Source organism: Rhizobium sullae (assembly GCF_900169785.1).
Taxonomy (GTDB): domain Bacteria; phylum Pseudomonadota; class Alphaproteobacteria; order Rhizobiales; family Rhizobiaceae; genus Rhizobium; species Rhizobium sullae.
The window spans coordinates 22,572-38,854 of sequence record NZ_FWER01000026.1; the positions used below are offsets into that span (position 1 = coordinate 22,572).

The 16,283-nt window shown below is 60.3% G+C and carries 13 protein-coding genes; 11 read left to right on the forward strand and 2 right to left on the reverse strand.

The window, feature by feature from the left end; genetic code table 11:
- The first annotated feature begins 4 nt into the window (after positions 1-4).
- The 4 genes from BN1800_RS22375 to BN1800_RS22390 are packed head-to-tail and all read left to right on the forward strand — an operon-like array spanning position 5 to position 5,518.
- Entirely contained in the window at positions 5-2,938 is a 2,934-nt protein-coding gene (locus tag BN1800_RS22375) for an FAD-dependent oxidoreductase (RefSeq protein ID WP_425299055.1), read from the forward strand.
- Entirely contained in the window at positions 2,935-3,663 is a 729-nt protein-coding gene (locus BN1800_RS22380; protein WP_027512661.1) for an amino acid ABC transporter ATP-binding protein, read from the forward strand. Before BN1800_RS22375 ends, BN1800_RS22380 begins: the two co-directional genes overlap by 4 nt.
- An 11-nt stretch (positions 3,664-3,674) precedes the next feature.
- Positions 3,675-5,108, forward strand: coding sequence for a dihydropyrimidinase (gene hydA, locus BN1800_RS22385; protein ID WP_087001185.1), 1,434 nt, complete (start codon positions 3,675-3,677; stop codon positions 5,106-5,108).
- Complete coding sequence (locus tag BN1800_RS22390; protein WP_003543599.1) at positions 5,105-5,518, forward strand: DUF3830 family protein; 414 nt, start codon at positions 5,105-5,107, stop codon at positions 5,516-5,518. The genes hydA and BN1800_RS22390 overlap by 4 nt, the downstream gene beginning before the upstream one ends.
- A gap of 441 nt (positions 5,519-5,959) precedes the next feature.
- Here the strand turns inward: BN1800_RS22390 and BN1800_RS22395 are convergent, their stop codons facing one another.
- Both BN1800_RS22395 and BN1800_RS22400 read right to left on the reverse strand, forming a co-directional pair.
- Positions 5,960-7,018, reverse strand: coding sequence for an LLM class flavin-dependent oxidoreductase (locus tag BN1800_RS22395; protein ID WP_087001187.1), 1,059 nt, complete (start codon positions 7,016-7,018; stop codon positions 5,960-5,962).
- 176 nt (positions 7,019-7,194) lie between these two features.
- Complete coding sequence (locus BN1800_RS22400) at positions 7,195-8,244, reverse strand: LacI family DNA-binding transcriptional regulator (RefSeq protein ID WP_087001189.1); 1,050 nt, start codon at positions 8,242-8,244, stop codon at positions 7,195-7,197.
- Between the two features lie 263 nt (positions 8,245-8,507).
- On the opposite strand from BN1800_RS22400, the gene BN1800_RS22405 reads away from it, so the two are divergent.
- From BN1800_RS22405 to BN1800_RS22435, 7 genes are all read left to right on the forward strand, one after another.
- A complete protein-coding gene (locus BN1800_RS22405) occupies positions 8,508-9,584 on the forward strand; it encodes an ABC transporter ATP-binding protein (protein WP_087001190.1) in 1,077 nt (358 codons plus the stop codon).
- A gap of 59 nt (positions 9,585-9,643) precedes the next feature.
- A complete protein-coding gene (locus tag BN1800_RS22410; protein WP_087001191.1) occupies positions 9,644-10,897 on the forward strand; it encodes an ABC transporter substrate-binding protein in 1,254 nt (417 codons plus the stop codon).
- Between the two features lie 136 nt (positions 10,898-11,033).
- Positions 11,034-11,969 carry a carbohydrate ABC transporter permease gene (locus BN1800_RS22415; RefSeq protein WP_087001254.1) on the forward strand — a complete coding sequence of 312 codons (936 nt, stop codon included), beginning with the start codon at positions 11,034-11,036 and terminating at the stop codon, positions 11,967-11,969.
- A 5-nt stretch (positions 11,970-11,974) separates the two neighbouring features.
- Entirely contained in the window at positions 11,975-12,829 is an 855-nt protein-coding gene (locus BN1800_RS22420; protein ID WP_087001194.1) for a carbohydrate ABC transporter permease, read from the forward strand.
- On the forward strand, positions 12,826-14,571 hold the full coding sequence (gene araD, locus BN1800_RS22425; RefSeq protein ID WP_087001196.1) for an L-arabinonate dehydratase: 1,746 nt from the start codon (positions 12,826-12,828) through the stop codon (positions 14,569-14,571). The genes BN1800_RS22420 and araD overlap by 4 nt, the downstream gene beginning before the upstream one ends.
- A 10-nt stretch (positions 14,572-14,581) precedes the next feature.
- Entirely contained in the window at positions 14,582-15,385 is an 804-nt protein-coding gene (locus BN1800_RS22430; RefSeq protein WP_087001198.1) for an HpcH/HpaI aldolase family protein, read from the forward strand.
- An 11-nt stretch (positions 15,386-15,396) separates the two neighbouring features.
- Positions 15,397-16,281, forward strand: coding sequence for an SMP-30/gluconolactonase/LRE family protein (locus tag BN1800_RS22435; RefSeq protein ID WP_087001200.1), 885 nt, complete (start codon positions 15,397-15,399; stop codon positions 16,279-16,281).
- Positions 16,282-16,283: the final 2 nt, after the last annotated feature.

The window sequence follows — 16,283 nt, forward strand, 5'->3', positions numbered from 1 at the left end:
CACGATGCCCGTCGCTTCCATAAAGCAGAGTTTGGGGCCCGACGATGCGCGGGTCAGGCTCTCGGTCGACGGCCTGCAGATATTTGCCGAAAAAGGCATGTCTGTTGCCGCCGCCATCGAGGCGACGGGACGGCATGAATTTTCCCGAGGCATCAAAGGCGAGGGCCGTGGCCTCTTTTGCGGAATGGGTGCCTGTCACGACTGTCTCTTGACGATCGACGGAAAAGTCAGCCAGCGGGCCTGCATGACCACTGTCGACGATGACATGCAGGTCCTGCGCCCTGCCGCCCGGCCGGACCTTGCCGCTGGTCAGATTGCTGATCTCTGCAGTGTGCCGCAGTCCTTGGCGACAAGGACGATGGACGTTCTCATTGTCGGAGCAGGCCCCGCAGGGCTTGCCGCCGCTAAGGTCCTTGCTGTGGCCGGGGCCGAAGTGACTGTCATTGATGAACGGCCGTCCGCCGGCGGGCAGTATTTCAAACAGCCCTCGACACCGAGCGCCGCTGAGCGATTGCGTGGCGACGAGCAGGCTTTATCCGGCGCAGCGCTTATAGGGAAAGTGCGCGACCACGGCGTGATATTTCTTAGTGAGACAGTGGTGTGGGGTGGTGCACGCGACGACGCCGGTTCGTTTATCATCGCCTGCTATGGATCCGGCCATGCATTTTACTGCAAGCCGAAAATGCTCATTATCGCGACAGGGGCCTACGAACGCCCAACGTCGGTCAGGGGTTGGACACTACCCGGTGCGATGACAACAGGGGCCGCCCAGACGTTGCTGAGGAGCTACGGAACTGTGCCCGGCCGAAGGATCATTGTCGCCGGAAACGGTCCTTTGAATATGCAGGTCGCAAACGAACTTCGAAAGGCAGGAGCTTCCATAGTGGCTTTGCTGGAAGCAGCACCGCCACCGTGGTCTCGGCCTGCGGCAGCCCTCAGGCTTCTGACAACGGATCCCGCTCTCGCCCGTCACGGATTACGCCAGATATCGACGCTGAGGTCCAGGGGCGTCAAGATAGACTGGAATAGCGTGCTCACCTCGATCAACGGTTCGCAGTGTGTGGAGAGCGTCACTTTCGCCGGACCAGGCGGCGAGACCAATCTCGATGCTGACACTGTCCTTATCGGCGGCAATTTCACATCCTCCAATGAGCTGTCCCGGCTACTCGGATGCGGCCATGAGGTCGTCGACGGTGATCTACGGGCCGTGCGAGATCTCGACGGTCAGACAACGCTTGCGAACGTGCATATTGTCGGTGAAGCGGCGCGTTTCGGCGGCGCGCATGTTGCGATGGCAGAAGGACGGATTGCCGCCGCAGCGATTGCGCGAAAACTGGGCCTCCTTGCCCAAACCGACGAAAGCGCAGTGAAAAGGCTTGCCCGCCATAGACGGTTTCAAGAGGCGCTTTGGCAGGTCTTCGCGCCGAAGGACGATGCAAAGACAAAGACGGCGGTTCCGCCAGATGATGCCTTGATCTGCCGTTGCGAAGGGGTGACTTACGGTGCCTTGAGGACCCTCAGCGCAAATAGTGCGCAGGACGTCTCGACATTAAAGCGCCTGTCGCGTGCAGGCATGGGGCGGTGTCAGAGCCGCTACTGCGGCAAAGCGATCGCCGACGTCGTGAAAGAACGGCACCTGTCTGGCGAAACACGCGGTTTTCTGGCTCCGCAAATGCCACTTCGACCTATTCCGCTTGCGGCGCTTGCAGTCGAAAAGCCGGAATGGGGCGGGCACAAGCGCGCGCTTTTGCCGGAAAAACCCCCATTGGCGAACCCTCAACCCTTGCCCGTGGCAGAAACGTCCACGCTGGTAATCGGCGCAGGCATTGCAGGCCTTTCGACGGCGCTCTTCCTTGCCCGGGAAGGCGAGGACGTTACGGTCGTGGAGCGCGCTTTTGCGAACTCGCTGGCGTCCGGAGGGAATGCAGGAAGTCTTCATGCTCAGTTGCTTTCCTTCGACCATGGTGCCCGTGCCGAAGGTGGCGGCGGAGCTGCCGCACAAACACTTCCCCTCCAGCGCGATTCAATCGCTCTTTGGGCCGCGCTGCAGAGCGAGTTGGGACAGGATTTCGAGATGAAGGTCACAGGCGGCCTCATGGTGGCGGAAACCGATGATCATATGCATTTTCTGGCGGAAAAGGTCGGTGTGGAGTGCGCGGCCGGGATTGATTGCCGCTTGATCGGGCAAGACGAACTACGCTCTCTGGAGCCTGCTTTGTCTTCTCACTTCGTCGGCGCTGCCTACTGCTCCCAGGAGGGCAAGATCAACCCTCTCGTCGCTACGCAATATATATTGGAGGCGGCACGGCGAGACGGCGCTCAAGTCTTCGAAAACTGCGAGGTCACCGGAATAAGGACCTCGGACGGCGGGTTCGAGGTCAAGACATCGAGGGGCATCTTGCGGACAAAACAGATCGTCAATGCAGCCGGAGCCTTCGCCTCAAGGATCGGCGCGATGCTCGGTGTCGACGTGCCGGTATTCGGTGCTCCGCTGCAGATGGTGGTTACCGAGGCCGCAGCACCTTTGATCTCGTGTCTCGTCGCCCATGCTGACCGCCATTTAACCCTGAAGCAGGCGGCAAACGGGAACTTCATCATTGGCGGCGGCTGGACCGCAGGCCTCGATCCCTTCCATCAACATCCGCGCCCGCTGCTGTCGAGCCTTGAGGGGAACCTTTGGGTTGCCCAGCACGTCGTTCCCGCTCTGCGCAAACTTCACGTCATCCGAAGCTGGGCAGCGATGAACATCAATATCGACGGCGCGCCAATCCTCGGCGAACATCCGTCAATGCCTGGGTTCTTCAATGCCGTCACTTCAAACGGCTACACGCTCGGCCCGATCGTCGGCCAGTTGACGTCTCGGCTCGTTCTCGGTCGCGAGACCGATAGAGCCTTGCAACCCTTTTCCATCTCACGTTTCCAGAAAGGCCGGGCATGATTGAGATCACTGGCGTTACCAAATATTACGGTCAGTTCGCTGTCCTTAAGAACTGCTCGGTAAACGTCGAGCGCGGTGAGGTCGTGGTCGTCTGCGGTCCCTCGGGGTCGGGCAAATCGACGTTGATCAAATGCGTCAACGGGCTCGAGCAGTTTCAGGAAGGTTCGATCCGAGTGCATGGTATCGAAGTCGGCGACCCGAAGACCGACCTGCCGAACCTTCGCACACGAGTAGGGATGGTCTTCCAGAACTTCGAATTGTTTCCGCATCTGACGATCATCGGCAATATCATGCTGGCGCAGAAGATTGTCATTGGCCGAAGCGAAACGGCAGCCCACGCGAAGGCCATGGCGCTTCTCGATCGCGTCGGGCTGACGGACCACGCGCAAAAATATCCAAGCCAACTCTCCGGCGGGCAGCAACAGCGCGTGGCCATCGCTCGGGCGCTCGCGATGGATCCGCTCGCCATGCTCTTCGACGAGCCGACGTCCGCACTTGACCCAGAGATGATTTCCGAAGTGCTCGACGTCATGACCGGACTGGCAAAGGACGGCATGACCATGATGGTCGTCACCCATGAGATGGGATTTGCCCGCCGGGTGGCGACTCGCGTGATTTTCATCGATCAGGGCGAGATCGTCGAGGATCGACCGAGCGAGGAGTTTTTCGCGGGAAAACACAATCCGCGAACCGAAGCTTTCCTTGGCAAAATCCTGCAACACTGAGGGTCAAGTTTGTGAGCGATTACGATCTCATCATTCAGAACGGTACGGTGGCGACTGCCGCGGATGTTTTCCAGGCCGATATCGGCATTAGAGACGGCAAGATTGTCCAGATCGGGCAGAGCCTGTCGGGTGCTGCGCGCGCAATCGACGCCTCGGGCAAATATGTCCTTCCGGGCGGCATCGACAGCCATGTCCATATCTCCCAGTCTTCGGGCGAAGAGATCGAGATGGCGGACGACTTCGAGAGCGGAACGCTGTCGGCGGTGTTCGGCGGCAATACGACCATCATGCCGTTCTGCCTTCAGGAAAAGGGCAAGTCGCTACGAGAGGTGCTAACGGCCTATCATGCGCTCGCAGAGGGCCAGTGTTATACCGACGTCAGTTTTCATCTGATCATATCCGACCCCAGTGACGCTGTGCTGGGCCAGGAGTTGCCGGCCCTTGTGGCCGATGGCTACCCGTCGCTGAAGGTCTTCATGACCTATGAGAACCTGCGCCTCGATGACGCGCAGATCCTAAAGACGCTCGACGTCGCGCGACGGACCGGCGCCACCGTCATGGTCCATTGTGAAAACGAGGACGCAATCAGGTTCCTGATCGAAAAACACGAGCTGGCGGGCGACGTTGCCCCACGCGCTCATGCCTCCACCCGTCCGGTCGCTGTCGAACGTGAAGCCACGCACCGCGCCCTGGCGCTTGCCGAAATCGTAGACGTTCCTGTTGTCATTGTGCACGTCTCGAACGGCGAGGCGATGGAAGAGATCGCTCGCGCAAGGATGAGAGGCATCAAGGTCGTCGGGGAAACCTGCCCGCAATATCTGACGCTCACCGCCAAGGACCTCGAGGGCATGGATTGGGAGGGCGCAAAACTTGTCTGCTCTCCGCCGCCGCGGGATGAAAATGCCCAGAAGGAATGCTGGCGTGGGATCGAGACCGGGGCATTCGAGCTCTTTTCATCCGATCATTGCCCGTTCCGCTACGACGACCAGCACGGGAAGCTTAATCCCAAAGGTCGCACGAATTTCAGGCACATTCCCAATGGCATTCCAGGCGTCGAAACCCGCCTTCCCATCCTGTTTTCGCAAGGGTTTATGGCCGGACGCATCGATCTGCCGCGCTTCGTCGCCCTGACATCAACGAACCATGCAAAGACCTACGGCCTCTATCCACAAAAGGGAACAATTGCAGTGGGGGCAGATGCGGACATCGCGATATGGGATCCAGCCATCGAACGGACGATCCGTCATGCGGACCTGCATGATGGTGCAGACTATTCGCCCTACGAGGGGATCAATATCACCGGGTGGCCGATAACGACAATTGTCGCCGGAAAGCCCGTCGTCGAAAACGGTGTCCTGGTGGGCACCAAGGGCGACGGGCAATATCGGAAGGCTGCGGCGAGACAGATCAACAAGCATTCAAATCTAACAAGAGTGACATCATGAAACTGAAAATTACAGCAGGGCCATTCATCTTCGACGCTGTCCTGGAAACTGCCAAAGCGCCCAAAACCTGTGAGGCATTCATCAAGCAGATGCCGTTCGATGGTAAAATCGTGCACGTTCGCTGGTCTGGCGAGGGCGTTTGGATCCCGCTTGGCGACCATGATTTCGGCGTCGGTTATGAGAACCATACGAGCCATCCGGCCCCTGGTCATATCATCCTTTACCCGGGGGGCATTAGCGAAACGGAAATCCTGCTTGCCTACGGAGGCGTCGATTTTTCATCGAAAATGGGCCAACTGGCTGGCAATCATTTCATCACAATCACATCCAATCTCGACCAACTCGCCGAAATAGGGCGCCTCACGCTGTGGGAAGGCGCGCAATCCATTCGATTTGAGGCCGTATCCTGAACGCAATAGCTCGGCGAGACAGGGTTGACGTCGACGTGCCAGCGCCGCCTAACGCAGCGGTTGGCACGTTTCCTGCATTCTATTCTTCGAGATTTCCAAATGTTGGACGAGGAACCGAAATGTCTTTTGATTTTGACTTTGAACTTGCGAAAAAAGCGGCGCAAGAACTGCCTCCGTCACAGAAACAGCCAAAAACGCGTAAGATGCCTCTTCTACAGAGACTTGGCTTCGCGACCAATTCTTCCTCATCCGTCTCGCAGCATTCTGAGCACGCATAGAGGTGGTGATGCTCAATGACGCTGTGATACTCCTGTCGAGCTGGTAACACTCTACCGTGCCGAGGGTTCGAATCCGTTCAAGAGCAGGGATTTTGCCAGCACCGAAGTACTGCGGGCCGCAATTCGAACTCCGACGCGGGGCTTGTTGCAGATAGTGTTCCCATCAAAGTGGGCCGTGATCCAATCGAGATAAGACGTGACGGGAAAATAAGTCAGCCTCGGCCGCGTGCGGATAGCCCGAGAGGATAAAAGCTTCAATACCTTCCGCCCGGTAGGCCCGCAGCTTTGCAAGAACCTGGTCCGGATCGCCGACGATCGCAGCACCGCAGCCGGAACGGGCGCGGCCAATACCTGTCCATAGGTTATCTTCGATGTAGCCCTCGTTGCCTGCCTCTTCGCGTAGTTCCGCCTGGCGCCGCACGCCCACAGACTGGCTGTCCAGCGATTTGGCACGGATCGCTGCGCCGGCCGCATCGTCAAGCTTCGACAGCAGACGGTCAGCAGCTATCCGCGCCGCTGCTTCTGTTTCACGAACGATGACGTGTACGCGGTAACCGAATCGGAGCGTCCGGCTGCGACTTGCCGCACGGCTGCGAAGATCAGCAATCGTTTCGCGCACAACCTCCATGCGGTCCGGCCACATCAGATAGATATCAGCACCTTTCGCCGCCGCGTCGCGAGCATCCTCTGAGAGGCCGCCGAAATAGAACTGCGGGCAATGTCCGGAGACCGGGGTGATGCGCGGCGGATCGACTTTCAGCTTCCAGAACGTACCGTCGTGGTCGAGCGGCTTACCGTTAAGCAGGGTGCGCAGGATCGACATGGCCTCGATCGTGCGGGCATAACGTGGGCCGCTTGCAAGAGTTTCGCCGGGCATTTCGCTGGAAATGATGTTGACCGACAGGCGCCCATTGGCGATGCGGTCGATGGTAGCGATCTGGCGGGCCAGTTGTGCCGGCCAGCTTTCGCCGGCCCGAACAGCCATCAGCAGCTTGATGCGGCGTGTGAGCACGGCCATCGCGGAGGCAAACGCGGTGGTATCGATGCCCAGCGCATACCCCGAGGGAAGCAGGATATTGTCGAAGCCGCCGCTTTCAGCCTGCAGCACGATATCGCGACAGTGTTCGAAGCTCGATTGCAACTGCGGATCCGGGACGCCGAGAAACTCGTAGTCGTCGTCACATAGAGCGGAAAACCAGCTGACTTCGCAGGCTTTGGTCATAAATGATGTCTCCCGTCCTATGGCGCCATGTGCAGCGCGGATTCTCTTGTTTTTGCGGCCCGGCCCTGCGCATAATTGTCTGTCGTAGCAGCCGTTCAGGGAATAGGGGAAGAAATGGTACTTTTGATCTTCCTCCATTTGTAGATCAAATTTTCGATCGTTGCGGTGTTTTACCGCTAGCTGCTTTGCCGATGAAGCAGGGTGAAACGGGTGTCGATCACCGTCGGCGTCCTCTCTCCACCATGAGCGATGCGCTCAAGGATCAAACGCGCCGCCTCGGTGCCGATCAGATCTCCCGGCGGACGAATGGTGGTCAGGGACGGGTTGGAAGCGGCACTGAAGCTCAGATCTCCGAAGCCGACGACCGAGAGCTGCCCCGGAATGTCGATGCCAAGCCGCTGGCATTCGAAGATCACGCCGAGCGCCATATGGTCGTTGGAGCAGGCGATACCGTCCACATCGGGGAACGTGCGCATCGTTTCGCCAAGCAGCATTGCGCCCACTTCGGCGCTCGACGGCGCTGGATGCTTGATGACTTCGGCAGTGATGCCTGGGGTCTTGCGGGCTTCCTCGACAAATCCTTCGGCCCGATGCGCCGCTCTCTTGTCTTCCTGCAGGCGGGCGCCGAGAAAGACGAGCTTGCGACGGTTGCGCTGGACGAGATGGGTAGCTGCTGACCGGCCGACCTGTTCGTGGTGGAAGCCGACGGCCATATCGATCGGCTCCGAACCGAGCTCCCAGATTTCGACCACCGGCACGCAGCTTTCGCGCAAGAGCTTTCTGGTTGCATTGCTGTGGCTAAGCCCCGTCAGCACAATCGCCGCCGGCGCCCAGGACAACGCCATGCGAACGAGGTTTTCCTCCTCGCGCTCGCTGTATTCAGTGTGGCCGAGCAGGACCTGCAGCCGCTCCTTGCCCAGCTCCGTCTGCATGGTTGCAACTGTTTCGGCGAAAAAGGCATTTCGCACCGATGGCACGATGATGCTGACGGCGCGGGAAGAGGCGGCTGCGAGCCCTCCCGCCATCAGGTTCGGGACATAATTGAGAGCTTCGATGGATTTTGCGATCGCCTCGCTGGCCGACGCTGATACGGCGTCCGGCTTGCGCAGATAGAGCGAGACGGTAGAGGGTGAAACCTCCGCCCGTGCCGCGACATCCATCATTGTGACACGCTGCATCTTGCGGCGTTTGCGTGTCGGCTTAACGGAGCGTCGAGTATCCACCATTCTTCCTGTCGATATAATAGCGCTATTATTCCAGTGCATGATAGCCCATGGTTTTCCCAGGAACAATTCCCATTGGCAGATAATAGCTTAATTATCTGACATGGCTCGGTAAATCACCACATTAACGGCGCCCGCATCGGCTTATCAGTATCTCGCGAGCCGGTTTTGAGCAGTCCCGCTTGCAAAAGAAAAATCGTAGCGCTATTATTGAGTCAAGAAATAGCGATGGGCACGGGATGAGGTGCCATCTGCGGGAGGTTGAAATGGCGGGAGTGAGCCTGCGGGCGCTGGACAAGAGTTATGGCGCCCTTCGGATCGTTAAGGGTATCGACCTGGAGATTGCCGACGGCGAGTTCGTCGTCTTTGTTGGCCCCTCCGGCTGCGGCAAATCCACCACTTTGCGCATGGTGGCCGGCTTGGAATCGATCACCGCCGGCGAAGTCAGGATCGGCGACCGTGTCGTCAACCGGTTGGCGCCACGTGAGCGCGATATCGCCATGGTGTTTCAGGATTATGCGCTCTATCCGCACAAGACGGTGCGCGAGAATATGGGCTTCAGCCTGAAGGTGCGCGGCATCAATGCCGGTGAAGCTGCTGTGCGGGTCGACGAGGCTGCCAACATGCTTGGCATTGCCCACCTGCTCGACCGCCGGCCTGGTCAACTCTCCGGCGGTCAGCGCCAGCGAGTCGCCATGGGCCGCGCGATCGTCCGCCGTCCGCAGGTGTTTCTCTTCGATGAGCCGTTGTCCAATCTGGATGCGAAATTGCGCGGCCAAGTCCGGACCGAAATCAAGAAGCTGCACCAGGCGATCGGCACGACGATCATCTACGTCACCCATGACCAAGTCGAGGCCATGACGCTCGCCGACCGGATTGTCATCCTGCGTGGTGGCGAGATCGAGCAGGTGGGAACACCGGACGAGGTCTATAACCGCCCGGCAAGCGTTTTTGTCGGCGGTTTTGTCGGATCACCCGCGATGAATTTTGCGAGAGCCAAGGCGGATCGCGACAATCTGGTCTTCGCAAATGGCGACCGGTTGCCCCTGTCGGCGATCCGTGCCGCCGGTCATGCCGGGACCGTCGACGGCCGCGAGTTCATCCTCGGGATCCGCCCGGAACACTTCAGCGCCAATGCATCCGACGTTGCCCTGACTTGTCACGTTCAGGTCGTCGAGCCGCTCGGCTCCGATACGCTCGTTCATTTCGCCGTCGGCAACGAGACCCTGACGGCTCGGATGCCGCCGGAAACGCGCATGAAGGCGGGCGAAACGCTACAGATCGGCGTCGATCCGACAAAAATTCATCTCTTTGACGCCGCAACAGAACGCGCCGTCCATTGACGAGCCCGCGCGGGGAGGATGCCAACACCGCGCCACCACAAACCAACCGGGAGGAAATCATGACTTTTTCGAAATTAACCGCTTTTCCGAAATTCGCCGGTGCATTGCTCTGTGGCACGATGCTGGCCTTCGCGATGCCGGCTTCGGCCGAGACGGCGCTGAACATCTACATCTCCAGCCAGCACCAGCCGGACGTCTGGCGCAAGGCGCTCGACAAGTACGAAGCCGCCAATCCGGATGTGAAGGTCAAGATCGAGACCGGCGGCAATACGTCCGAAGCTCAGGCGCAGTATCTCAACACCGTGATGTCGGCCAAGGATACCTCGCTCGACGTCTTGATCCTCGACGTCATTCGCCCGGCGCAGTTTGCCGCTGCCGGCTGGACCAGTGATTTCGCGGATAAGGACATGTCGTCCTACCTGCCGGCCTATGCGGGCGCCAACACCGTCGATGGCAAGGTGATCGCCCTGCCGGCCTTCGCGGATTCGCAGTTCCTCTACTATCGCAAGGATCTTCTGGAGAAATATGGCATCGCGCCGCCCAAGACATGGGACGAACTGAAGGTTGCGGCCAAGAAAATTGCCGAAGGCGAAGGAAATGCCAATCTCCAGGGCCTGTCGTTCCAGGGCAAGGCGATCGAGGGCGCCGTCTGCACCTTCCTTTTGCCGTATTGGAGCCAGGGCAAGGTGCTGACCGACAACGGTCGCCTGACCTTCGATCGCGACGCGGCGATCAAGTCGCTCAGCCTCTGGAAGAGCTTTGCCGACGAGGGCGTCTCCAAGAAGAATATAGCCGAAGTCGGCACCGACGACACGCGCAAGGAGTTCCAGGCTGGCAACGTGATCTTTGCCGTCAACTGGTCCTATGCCTGGGCGCAGGCTCAGGGCAAGGAATCGGCCGTTGCTGGCAAGGTCGGCGTCGCTCGTCTACCGGCCATGACCGGCGGCGAGCAGGCGACCTGCCTCGGCGGCTGGGAGTGGGGTGTGTCGGCCTATTCCGAACATCAGGACGAGGCGAAGAAGCTGGTTGAATACCTGTCCTCGCAAGACGTTTCGAAGTTCATGGCCATCAACGGCTCGCTCCTACCGACCTATGCCGGCCTCTACCAGGACGCTGAAGTGACGAAGAGCGCGCCATGGTTTGCAGATGCGCTGCAGGTGGTCGAGACCGCCAAGCCGCGTCCAGTGACGCCGCGCTACAACGAAGTGAGCGAAGTCATCCGCACGACCGTCAACGCCGTTCTTGCCGGTGTAACGACGCCGGAAGATGGCGCCGACCAGATCGAGGCACGCCTGAAGCGTATCCTGCGGTGAGGCGCCCTTAACGCCTTGCTTAATCCCCTCCCTGTCGTCCGGGGAGGGGAGACTTTCTCAAGGGGTGGACGAGCGACCTTTCGCTTGCGAGGCAAAGGCCTGCCATCCAACCCTCTCAATGTTTCGGAACGAAGCCATGGCGACGACAACCACATTCAAAGCGACAGACGCACATGAAGCCCAACCTGCCAATTGGACGCGCTGGCTTGACCTCAGCGACCGTTCGCTGGCCGGGCTGCTCTTGGCGCCGGCCGCAATTCTCCTGGCGCTGATCATCGGCTACCCGGTCTGCCGGCTCGCCTATACCAGCTTTTTCAATCTGTCTCTGACCTCGGGCCTGCCGGCCGAGTTTGTCGGGCTGGATAATTACCGGCTGATGATCGACGACCCGGTTTTCTGGGAAACCACCTGGAACACAGTGTTGATCACGCTGATCACCGTTCCCGGTGCTCTGTTGGTCGGGCTTGGTCTCGCCCTGATGGCGAACCTTCCTTTTGCAATGCAATGGCCGGTCCGTCTGTCGCTGCTCATTCCCTGGGCACTTCCGTTGTCTTTCGCCGGCCTGATCTTCGCGTGGTTCTTCCATTCGGAATATGGTGTCGTCAACGACGTGCTGAACCGTCTCGGCTTCGAGGGGATCATCTGGTTCAATTCTCCGAACTGGGCCTTCGCCGCCATCTGCCTGACCATCATCTGGAAGACCTCGTCCTTCATGGCGCTGATCATTCTGGCGGGCCTACAGACCATTCCGCGCTCGCTCTTTGAAGCTGCGGATGTCGATGGCGCCGGCCCCCTGCGCCAATTCTTCGAAATTACGCTGCCGTTGTTGAAGCCCTCGATTGTCGTGGCACTGATCTTCCGGACGATCACCGCGCTGCAGACCTTCGATATCCCTTACATGATGACCGGCGGCGGGCCCGGCACTTCCACCTCGACGCTTGCGATGTACATCCATCAGAACACCGTTTCCTTCCTCGATCTCGGCTATGGGTCGGCACTCGCCGTGGTCATGTTCGCTCTCTCCATGTGCGTGACGGCCGTCTATCTGCGCATGATCCGGACCAAGGAGTAATCGTCATGAGTATCGCCACCGCCTCCGGTTCGACCTCCTTCCTGTCCGGCAGGTCGCTTCGCTTCATTGCGGCGGCCATCCTGCTCGTCAACGGCATGTTCCCGGCGCTCTGGATCCTCTTCACTTCGCTGAAGACGGAAGCCGAGCTGACGGCTAAGCCCATTACCTGGATCCCGCATGCGCCGACCGTGCAGAACTATGTGCAGGCTTTTTCTGACCAGCCGCTGCACGTCTTCCTGTTCAATAGCTTCATGGTGGCCCTGCTTTCCACTGCGCTGACCCTGCTCGTCTCGGTGCTGGCGGCCTATGCGCTGGCCCGGCTCAACCTCGCTTATCGCGGGCTGATCCTGTCGCTGATCATTGCTGTCTCGACCTTCCCGCTCGTGACGTTGCTGGTACCGTTGTTCGAGATCATGCGAACGCTCAATCTCCTGAACAGCTGGACGGCGCTGATCCTGCCCTACACGGTGCTGAGCCTCCCGGTCTGTACTTTGATGCTGGTGTCCTTCTTCGAAGGTATCCCCCGTGATCTGGAAAATGCCGCGATGATCGACGGCTGCACGCGCATGGGCGCACTGTTCAAAGTGGTGGTGCCGCTCTGCGCGCCCGGTGTATTCACCGCCGGCATCCTTGCTTTCGTCAACGCATGGGATGAGTTCCTGCTGGCGCTGTCGTTCAACTCCAATCCGTCGCTGCGCACGCTGCCGGTCGGCATCCAGCTCTATCAGGGCGAATTCGCCTTCCCCTGGCCCGTCATCTCGGCAGCACTGGTCGTCGGCATCGTGCCGGTCGCCATCCTGATCGTCATCTTCCAGGAGCGTGTTGTCTCCGGCCTGACCGCGGGCGGGATCAAGGGATGAGCGATGTGAAGAAAAAACGCGATCTTTCGGAACTGCGCAGTCAGCGCTGGTTCGCTTCCGACGACATGCGCGGCTTTGCCCACCGGCAGCGCACGCAGCAGATGGGTATGCGCCGAGACGAGTTCATGGGCCGGCCGGTGATCGGCATCATCAACACCTGGAGCGAGATGAGCCCCTGCCATGCGCATCTGCGCGACCGGGCAGAAGCCGTCAAGCGCGGCGTCTGGCAAGCGGGCGGCTATCCTGTCGAGATGCCGGCCCTGTCGGTCGGCGAGGTGATGGTGAAGCCGACGACGATGCTCTATCGCAATTTTTTAGCGATGGAGTGTGAGGAACTGTTGCGTTCGCATCCGGTCGATGGTGCCGTGCTGCTCGGCGGCTGCGACAAGTCCACGCCGGCGCTTTTGATGGGCGCGATCTCCATGGATGTTCCGGTGATTTATTGCCCGGCCGGGCCGATGTCGAACGGACAGTGGCGCGGCATGAAGACCGGGGCAGGGACGCACACCAAGAAATACTGGGACGAACTTCGCGCCGGCAATATCACGCAGGATGACTGGGTCGATCTTGAAAGTCGGATGACCCGCTCCGTCGGCACCTGTAACACGATCGGCACGGCGTCGACCATGACCTCGATCGTCGATGCGATGGGGTTGACCTTGCCCGGCGCGTCCTCGATCCCGGCGACCGATTCCGGCCATCCGCGCATGGCGTCAGCCTGCGGCGTGCGCATAGTCGAGATGGTCTGGGAAGACCTGAAACCTTCCGACATCCTCGACAAGGCGAGTTTCCTCAACGGCCTCGTTGCGTATATGGCGCTCGGCGGCTCCACCAATGCGGCCGTCCATCTGGTCGCGATGGCGCGCCGCGCCGGTATCGATCTGTCGCTGGACGACATGGCAGCGATGGCCGGCAAGGTGCCGGTCGCAGCTAATGTCTTTCCGTCGGGCGAATACCTGATGGAGGATTTTTACTTCGCCGGCGGCCTCCTGGCGCTGCTGAACAAATTTTCCCGTCACCTCGACCTCGCCCGGCCGACGGTCAACGGCCAGACGCTCGGCGAAAACATCGCCGGCGCGGAGTGCTGGAACGACGATGTCATTCGTGGTGAGGACAACCCGGTGGTGCCGCTGTCGCGCGGCAAGACGCTGGAGGTGCTGCGCGGCAATCTGGCGCCTAACGGTGCCGTCATGAAGTCCTCTGCGGCCAATCCGAAATTCCTGAAGCATGTCGGCCCGGCGATCGTCTTCGACGATCCTGGCGTCATGAACAAAACGCTCGACGATCCCGATCTGGATATCACCGAGGATACGGTGATCGTGCTGCGCAACGCCGGTCCGGTCGGCGCGCCGGGCATGCCGGAATGGGGCAATCTGCCGATCCCCATGAAGCTTCTGAAGCAAGGCGTGCGCGACATGGTGCGTATCTGCGATGGCCGCATGAGCGGTACGCATTACGGCACCTGCATCCTGCACGTCTCTCCCGAAGCGGCCATCGGTGGACCGCTGGCGCTGCTCAAGACCGGCGACCTGATCGAACTCGACGTGACGGCCGGGACGATCAACATGAAGGTCGACGAGGCGGAAATCGCCCGCCGGCGCGCGGAGTGGAAACCCGCCCCGCCGGTCTACCAGCGGTCCTTCGCGGCGCTTTACCAGCAGCATGTCAGCCAGGCCGATCAGGGCTGCGATTTCGATTTCTTGAGCGGAACGGCCGTCGTGCCCGATCCCGCGATCTATTGAGGAGACGACCATGAGCCTGACCAACCGTTTCAAGGCATGGCTTGCCGAACAGGACCGGGCAACCCCACTCGGCACATGGCTGATGGCGGCAGCACCGGCAACGGCCGAGGCGCTCGGTTATGCCGGCTTCGATTTCCTCGTCGTCGACATGGAGCATGTGCCGGTCGAGGTCTCGGATGTCGCAGGCATCCTGCGGGCCATCGGCTGCACGCCGGCCGAGGCGGTGGTGCGGCTTGCCTGGAACGATCAGGTTCTGGTCAAGCGCGTGCTCGATGCCGGTGCTCGCACCGTGATGCTGCCCTTCGTGCAGACGGCCGAGGAGGCGCGCGCGGCTGCGTCCTACACCCGTTATCCGCCACAGGGCATTCGCGGCGTCGCCGCCGTTCATCGCGGCTCGAAATTCGGCACGATCCCGGACTACCTGAAGCGGGCGAATAGCGAGGTCTGCACCATTGTCCAGCTCGAAACGCCGGAAGCAATCGCGCGGCTGCCTCAGATCGCCGCCGTCGATGGCATCGACGCGCTGTTCGTCGGGCCGGGCGACTTGTCGGCCGCCATGGGCCATATCGGCAATATCGCCCATCCCGAAGTTCAGGCGCTGATCAAGAAGGCGGCCAAGGATGCGCATGCGGCCGGCAAGCCGGTCGGCATCGTCGGCCCCAATCCCGACATGGTGACGCGCTTCCTCGGCTACGGCTACGATTTCGCAGCGATCGCTTCCGACATCGCCATGATGACCGGTCGCGCCATTGACTGGCTCGCCGTGCTGAAGGGGCAGACGGCTCCTGTTGCCGCGCCTGCCGCTGCTTATTGAGGATCGCATCCGTGCAAACCGGCTTCGACCTCGTTCTCGATGCAAAGGCCTCGCTCGGCGAATGCCCCCTGTGGTCTGTTGCCGAGCAGGCGCTCTATTTCGTCGATATCAAGAGCCGCCGCATTCATCGTTTCGATCCGCAGACAGGCGGCTTGACGACCGTCGACCTCTCCGAGGAAGTCGGCTGTATCGGCCTCGTTGTGGGCGGAGGCTTCGTCGCTGGGTTGCGTTCGGGAATCTGGCTGATTGATGTGGACGGCACGCCGGTTCGCAAGCTGGCCGACAATCCGGAGGACCAGACGATCAGCCGCTTTAATGATGGCATGGTCGATCCGATGGGCCGGTTCATTGCCGGAACGGTGGATGAAAGCCGCGAAAAGGGCATTGCTGGACTTTATAGGTACGACCGCAACGGATTGGCGCAACTCGCCGACAGCCTTCTGACCTCGAACGGCGTCGCCTTTTCGCCAGACGGGCGCCGACTCTACCACGCCGATACGCTGCGCTACACGCTCTACACCTACGACTACGAACCGGAAACCGGCGCCGCGTCCAACCGGCAGGTCTTCGCCCGCTTCGGCAGCGAAACGGACAAAGGCCGCCCGGATGGCGGCGCGATCGATCTCGAGGGCTGCTACTGGATTGCGCTGTTCGAGGGCGCGCGCGTCCAGCGCTACAGCCCGGACGGCGCGCTGCTGGCCGAATATCCGCTGCCCGTCAAATGTCCGACAATGGTCAGTTTCGGCGGTTCGGATATGCGCACACTGTATTGCACCAGCGCCAGGATCGGCCGTTCCGAGGAAGAGCTTGAAGCATTCCCTCTGTCCGGAGCTCTCTTTGCTATGCGCACCGATGTTGCGGGGCTGCAAAAACCTCTTTTCAACCCGGAAGTCTAATC

What these genes read in the sequence shown, in the direction of transcription:
- BN1800_RS22375 (WP_425299055.1), top strand. Translation starts at nt 5, where the DNA reads ATGCCCGTCGCTTCCATAAAGCAGAGTTTGGGGCCCGACGATGCGCGG.
- BN1800_RS22380 (WP_027512661.1), top strand. Translation starts at nt 2,935, where the DNA reads ATGATTGAGATCACTGGCGTTACCAAATATTACGGTCAGTTCGCTGTC.
- BN1800_RS22390 (WP_003543599.1), top strand. Translation starts at nt 5,105, where the DNA reads ATGAAACTGAAAATTACAGCAGGGCCATTCATCTTCGACGCTGTCCTG.
- BN1800_RS22395 (WP_087001187.1), bottom strand. Translation starts at nt 7,018, where the DNA reads ATGACCAAAGCCTGCGAAGTCAGCTGGTTTTCCGCTCTATGTGACGAC.
- BN1800_RS22400 (WP_087001189.1), bottom strand. Translation starts at nt 8,244, where the DNA reads ATGGTGGATACTCGACGCTCCGTTAAGCCGACACGCAAACGCCGCAAG.
- BN1800_RS22405 (WP_087001190.1), top strand. Translation starts at nt 8,508, where the DNA reads ATGGCGGGAGTGAGCCTGCGGGCGCTGGACAAGAGTTATGGCGCCCTT.
- BN1800_RS22410 (WP_087001191.1), top strand. Translation starts at nt 9,644, where the DNA reads ATGACTTTTTCGAAATTAACCGCTTTTCCGAAATTCGCCGGTGCATTG.
- BN1800_RS22415 (WP_087001254.1), top strand. Translation starts at nt 11,034, where the DNA reads ATGGCGACGACAACCACATTCAAAGCGACAGACGCACATGAAGCCCAA.
- BN1800_RS22420 (WP_087001194.1), top strand. Translation starts at nt 11,975, where the DNA reads ATGAGTATCGCCACCGCCTCCGGTTCGACCTCCTTCCTGTCCGGCAGG.
- araD (WP_087001196.1), top strand. Translation starts at nt 12,826, where the DNA reads ATGAGCGATGTGAAGAAAAAACGCGATCTTTCGGAACTGCGCAGTCAG.
- BN1800_RS22430 (WP_087001198.1), top strand. Translation starts at nt 14,582, where the DNA reads ATGAGCCTGACCAACCGTTTCAAGGCATGGCTTGCCGAACAGGACCGG.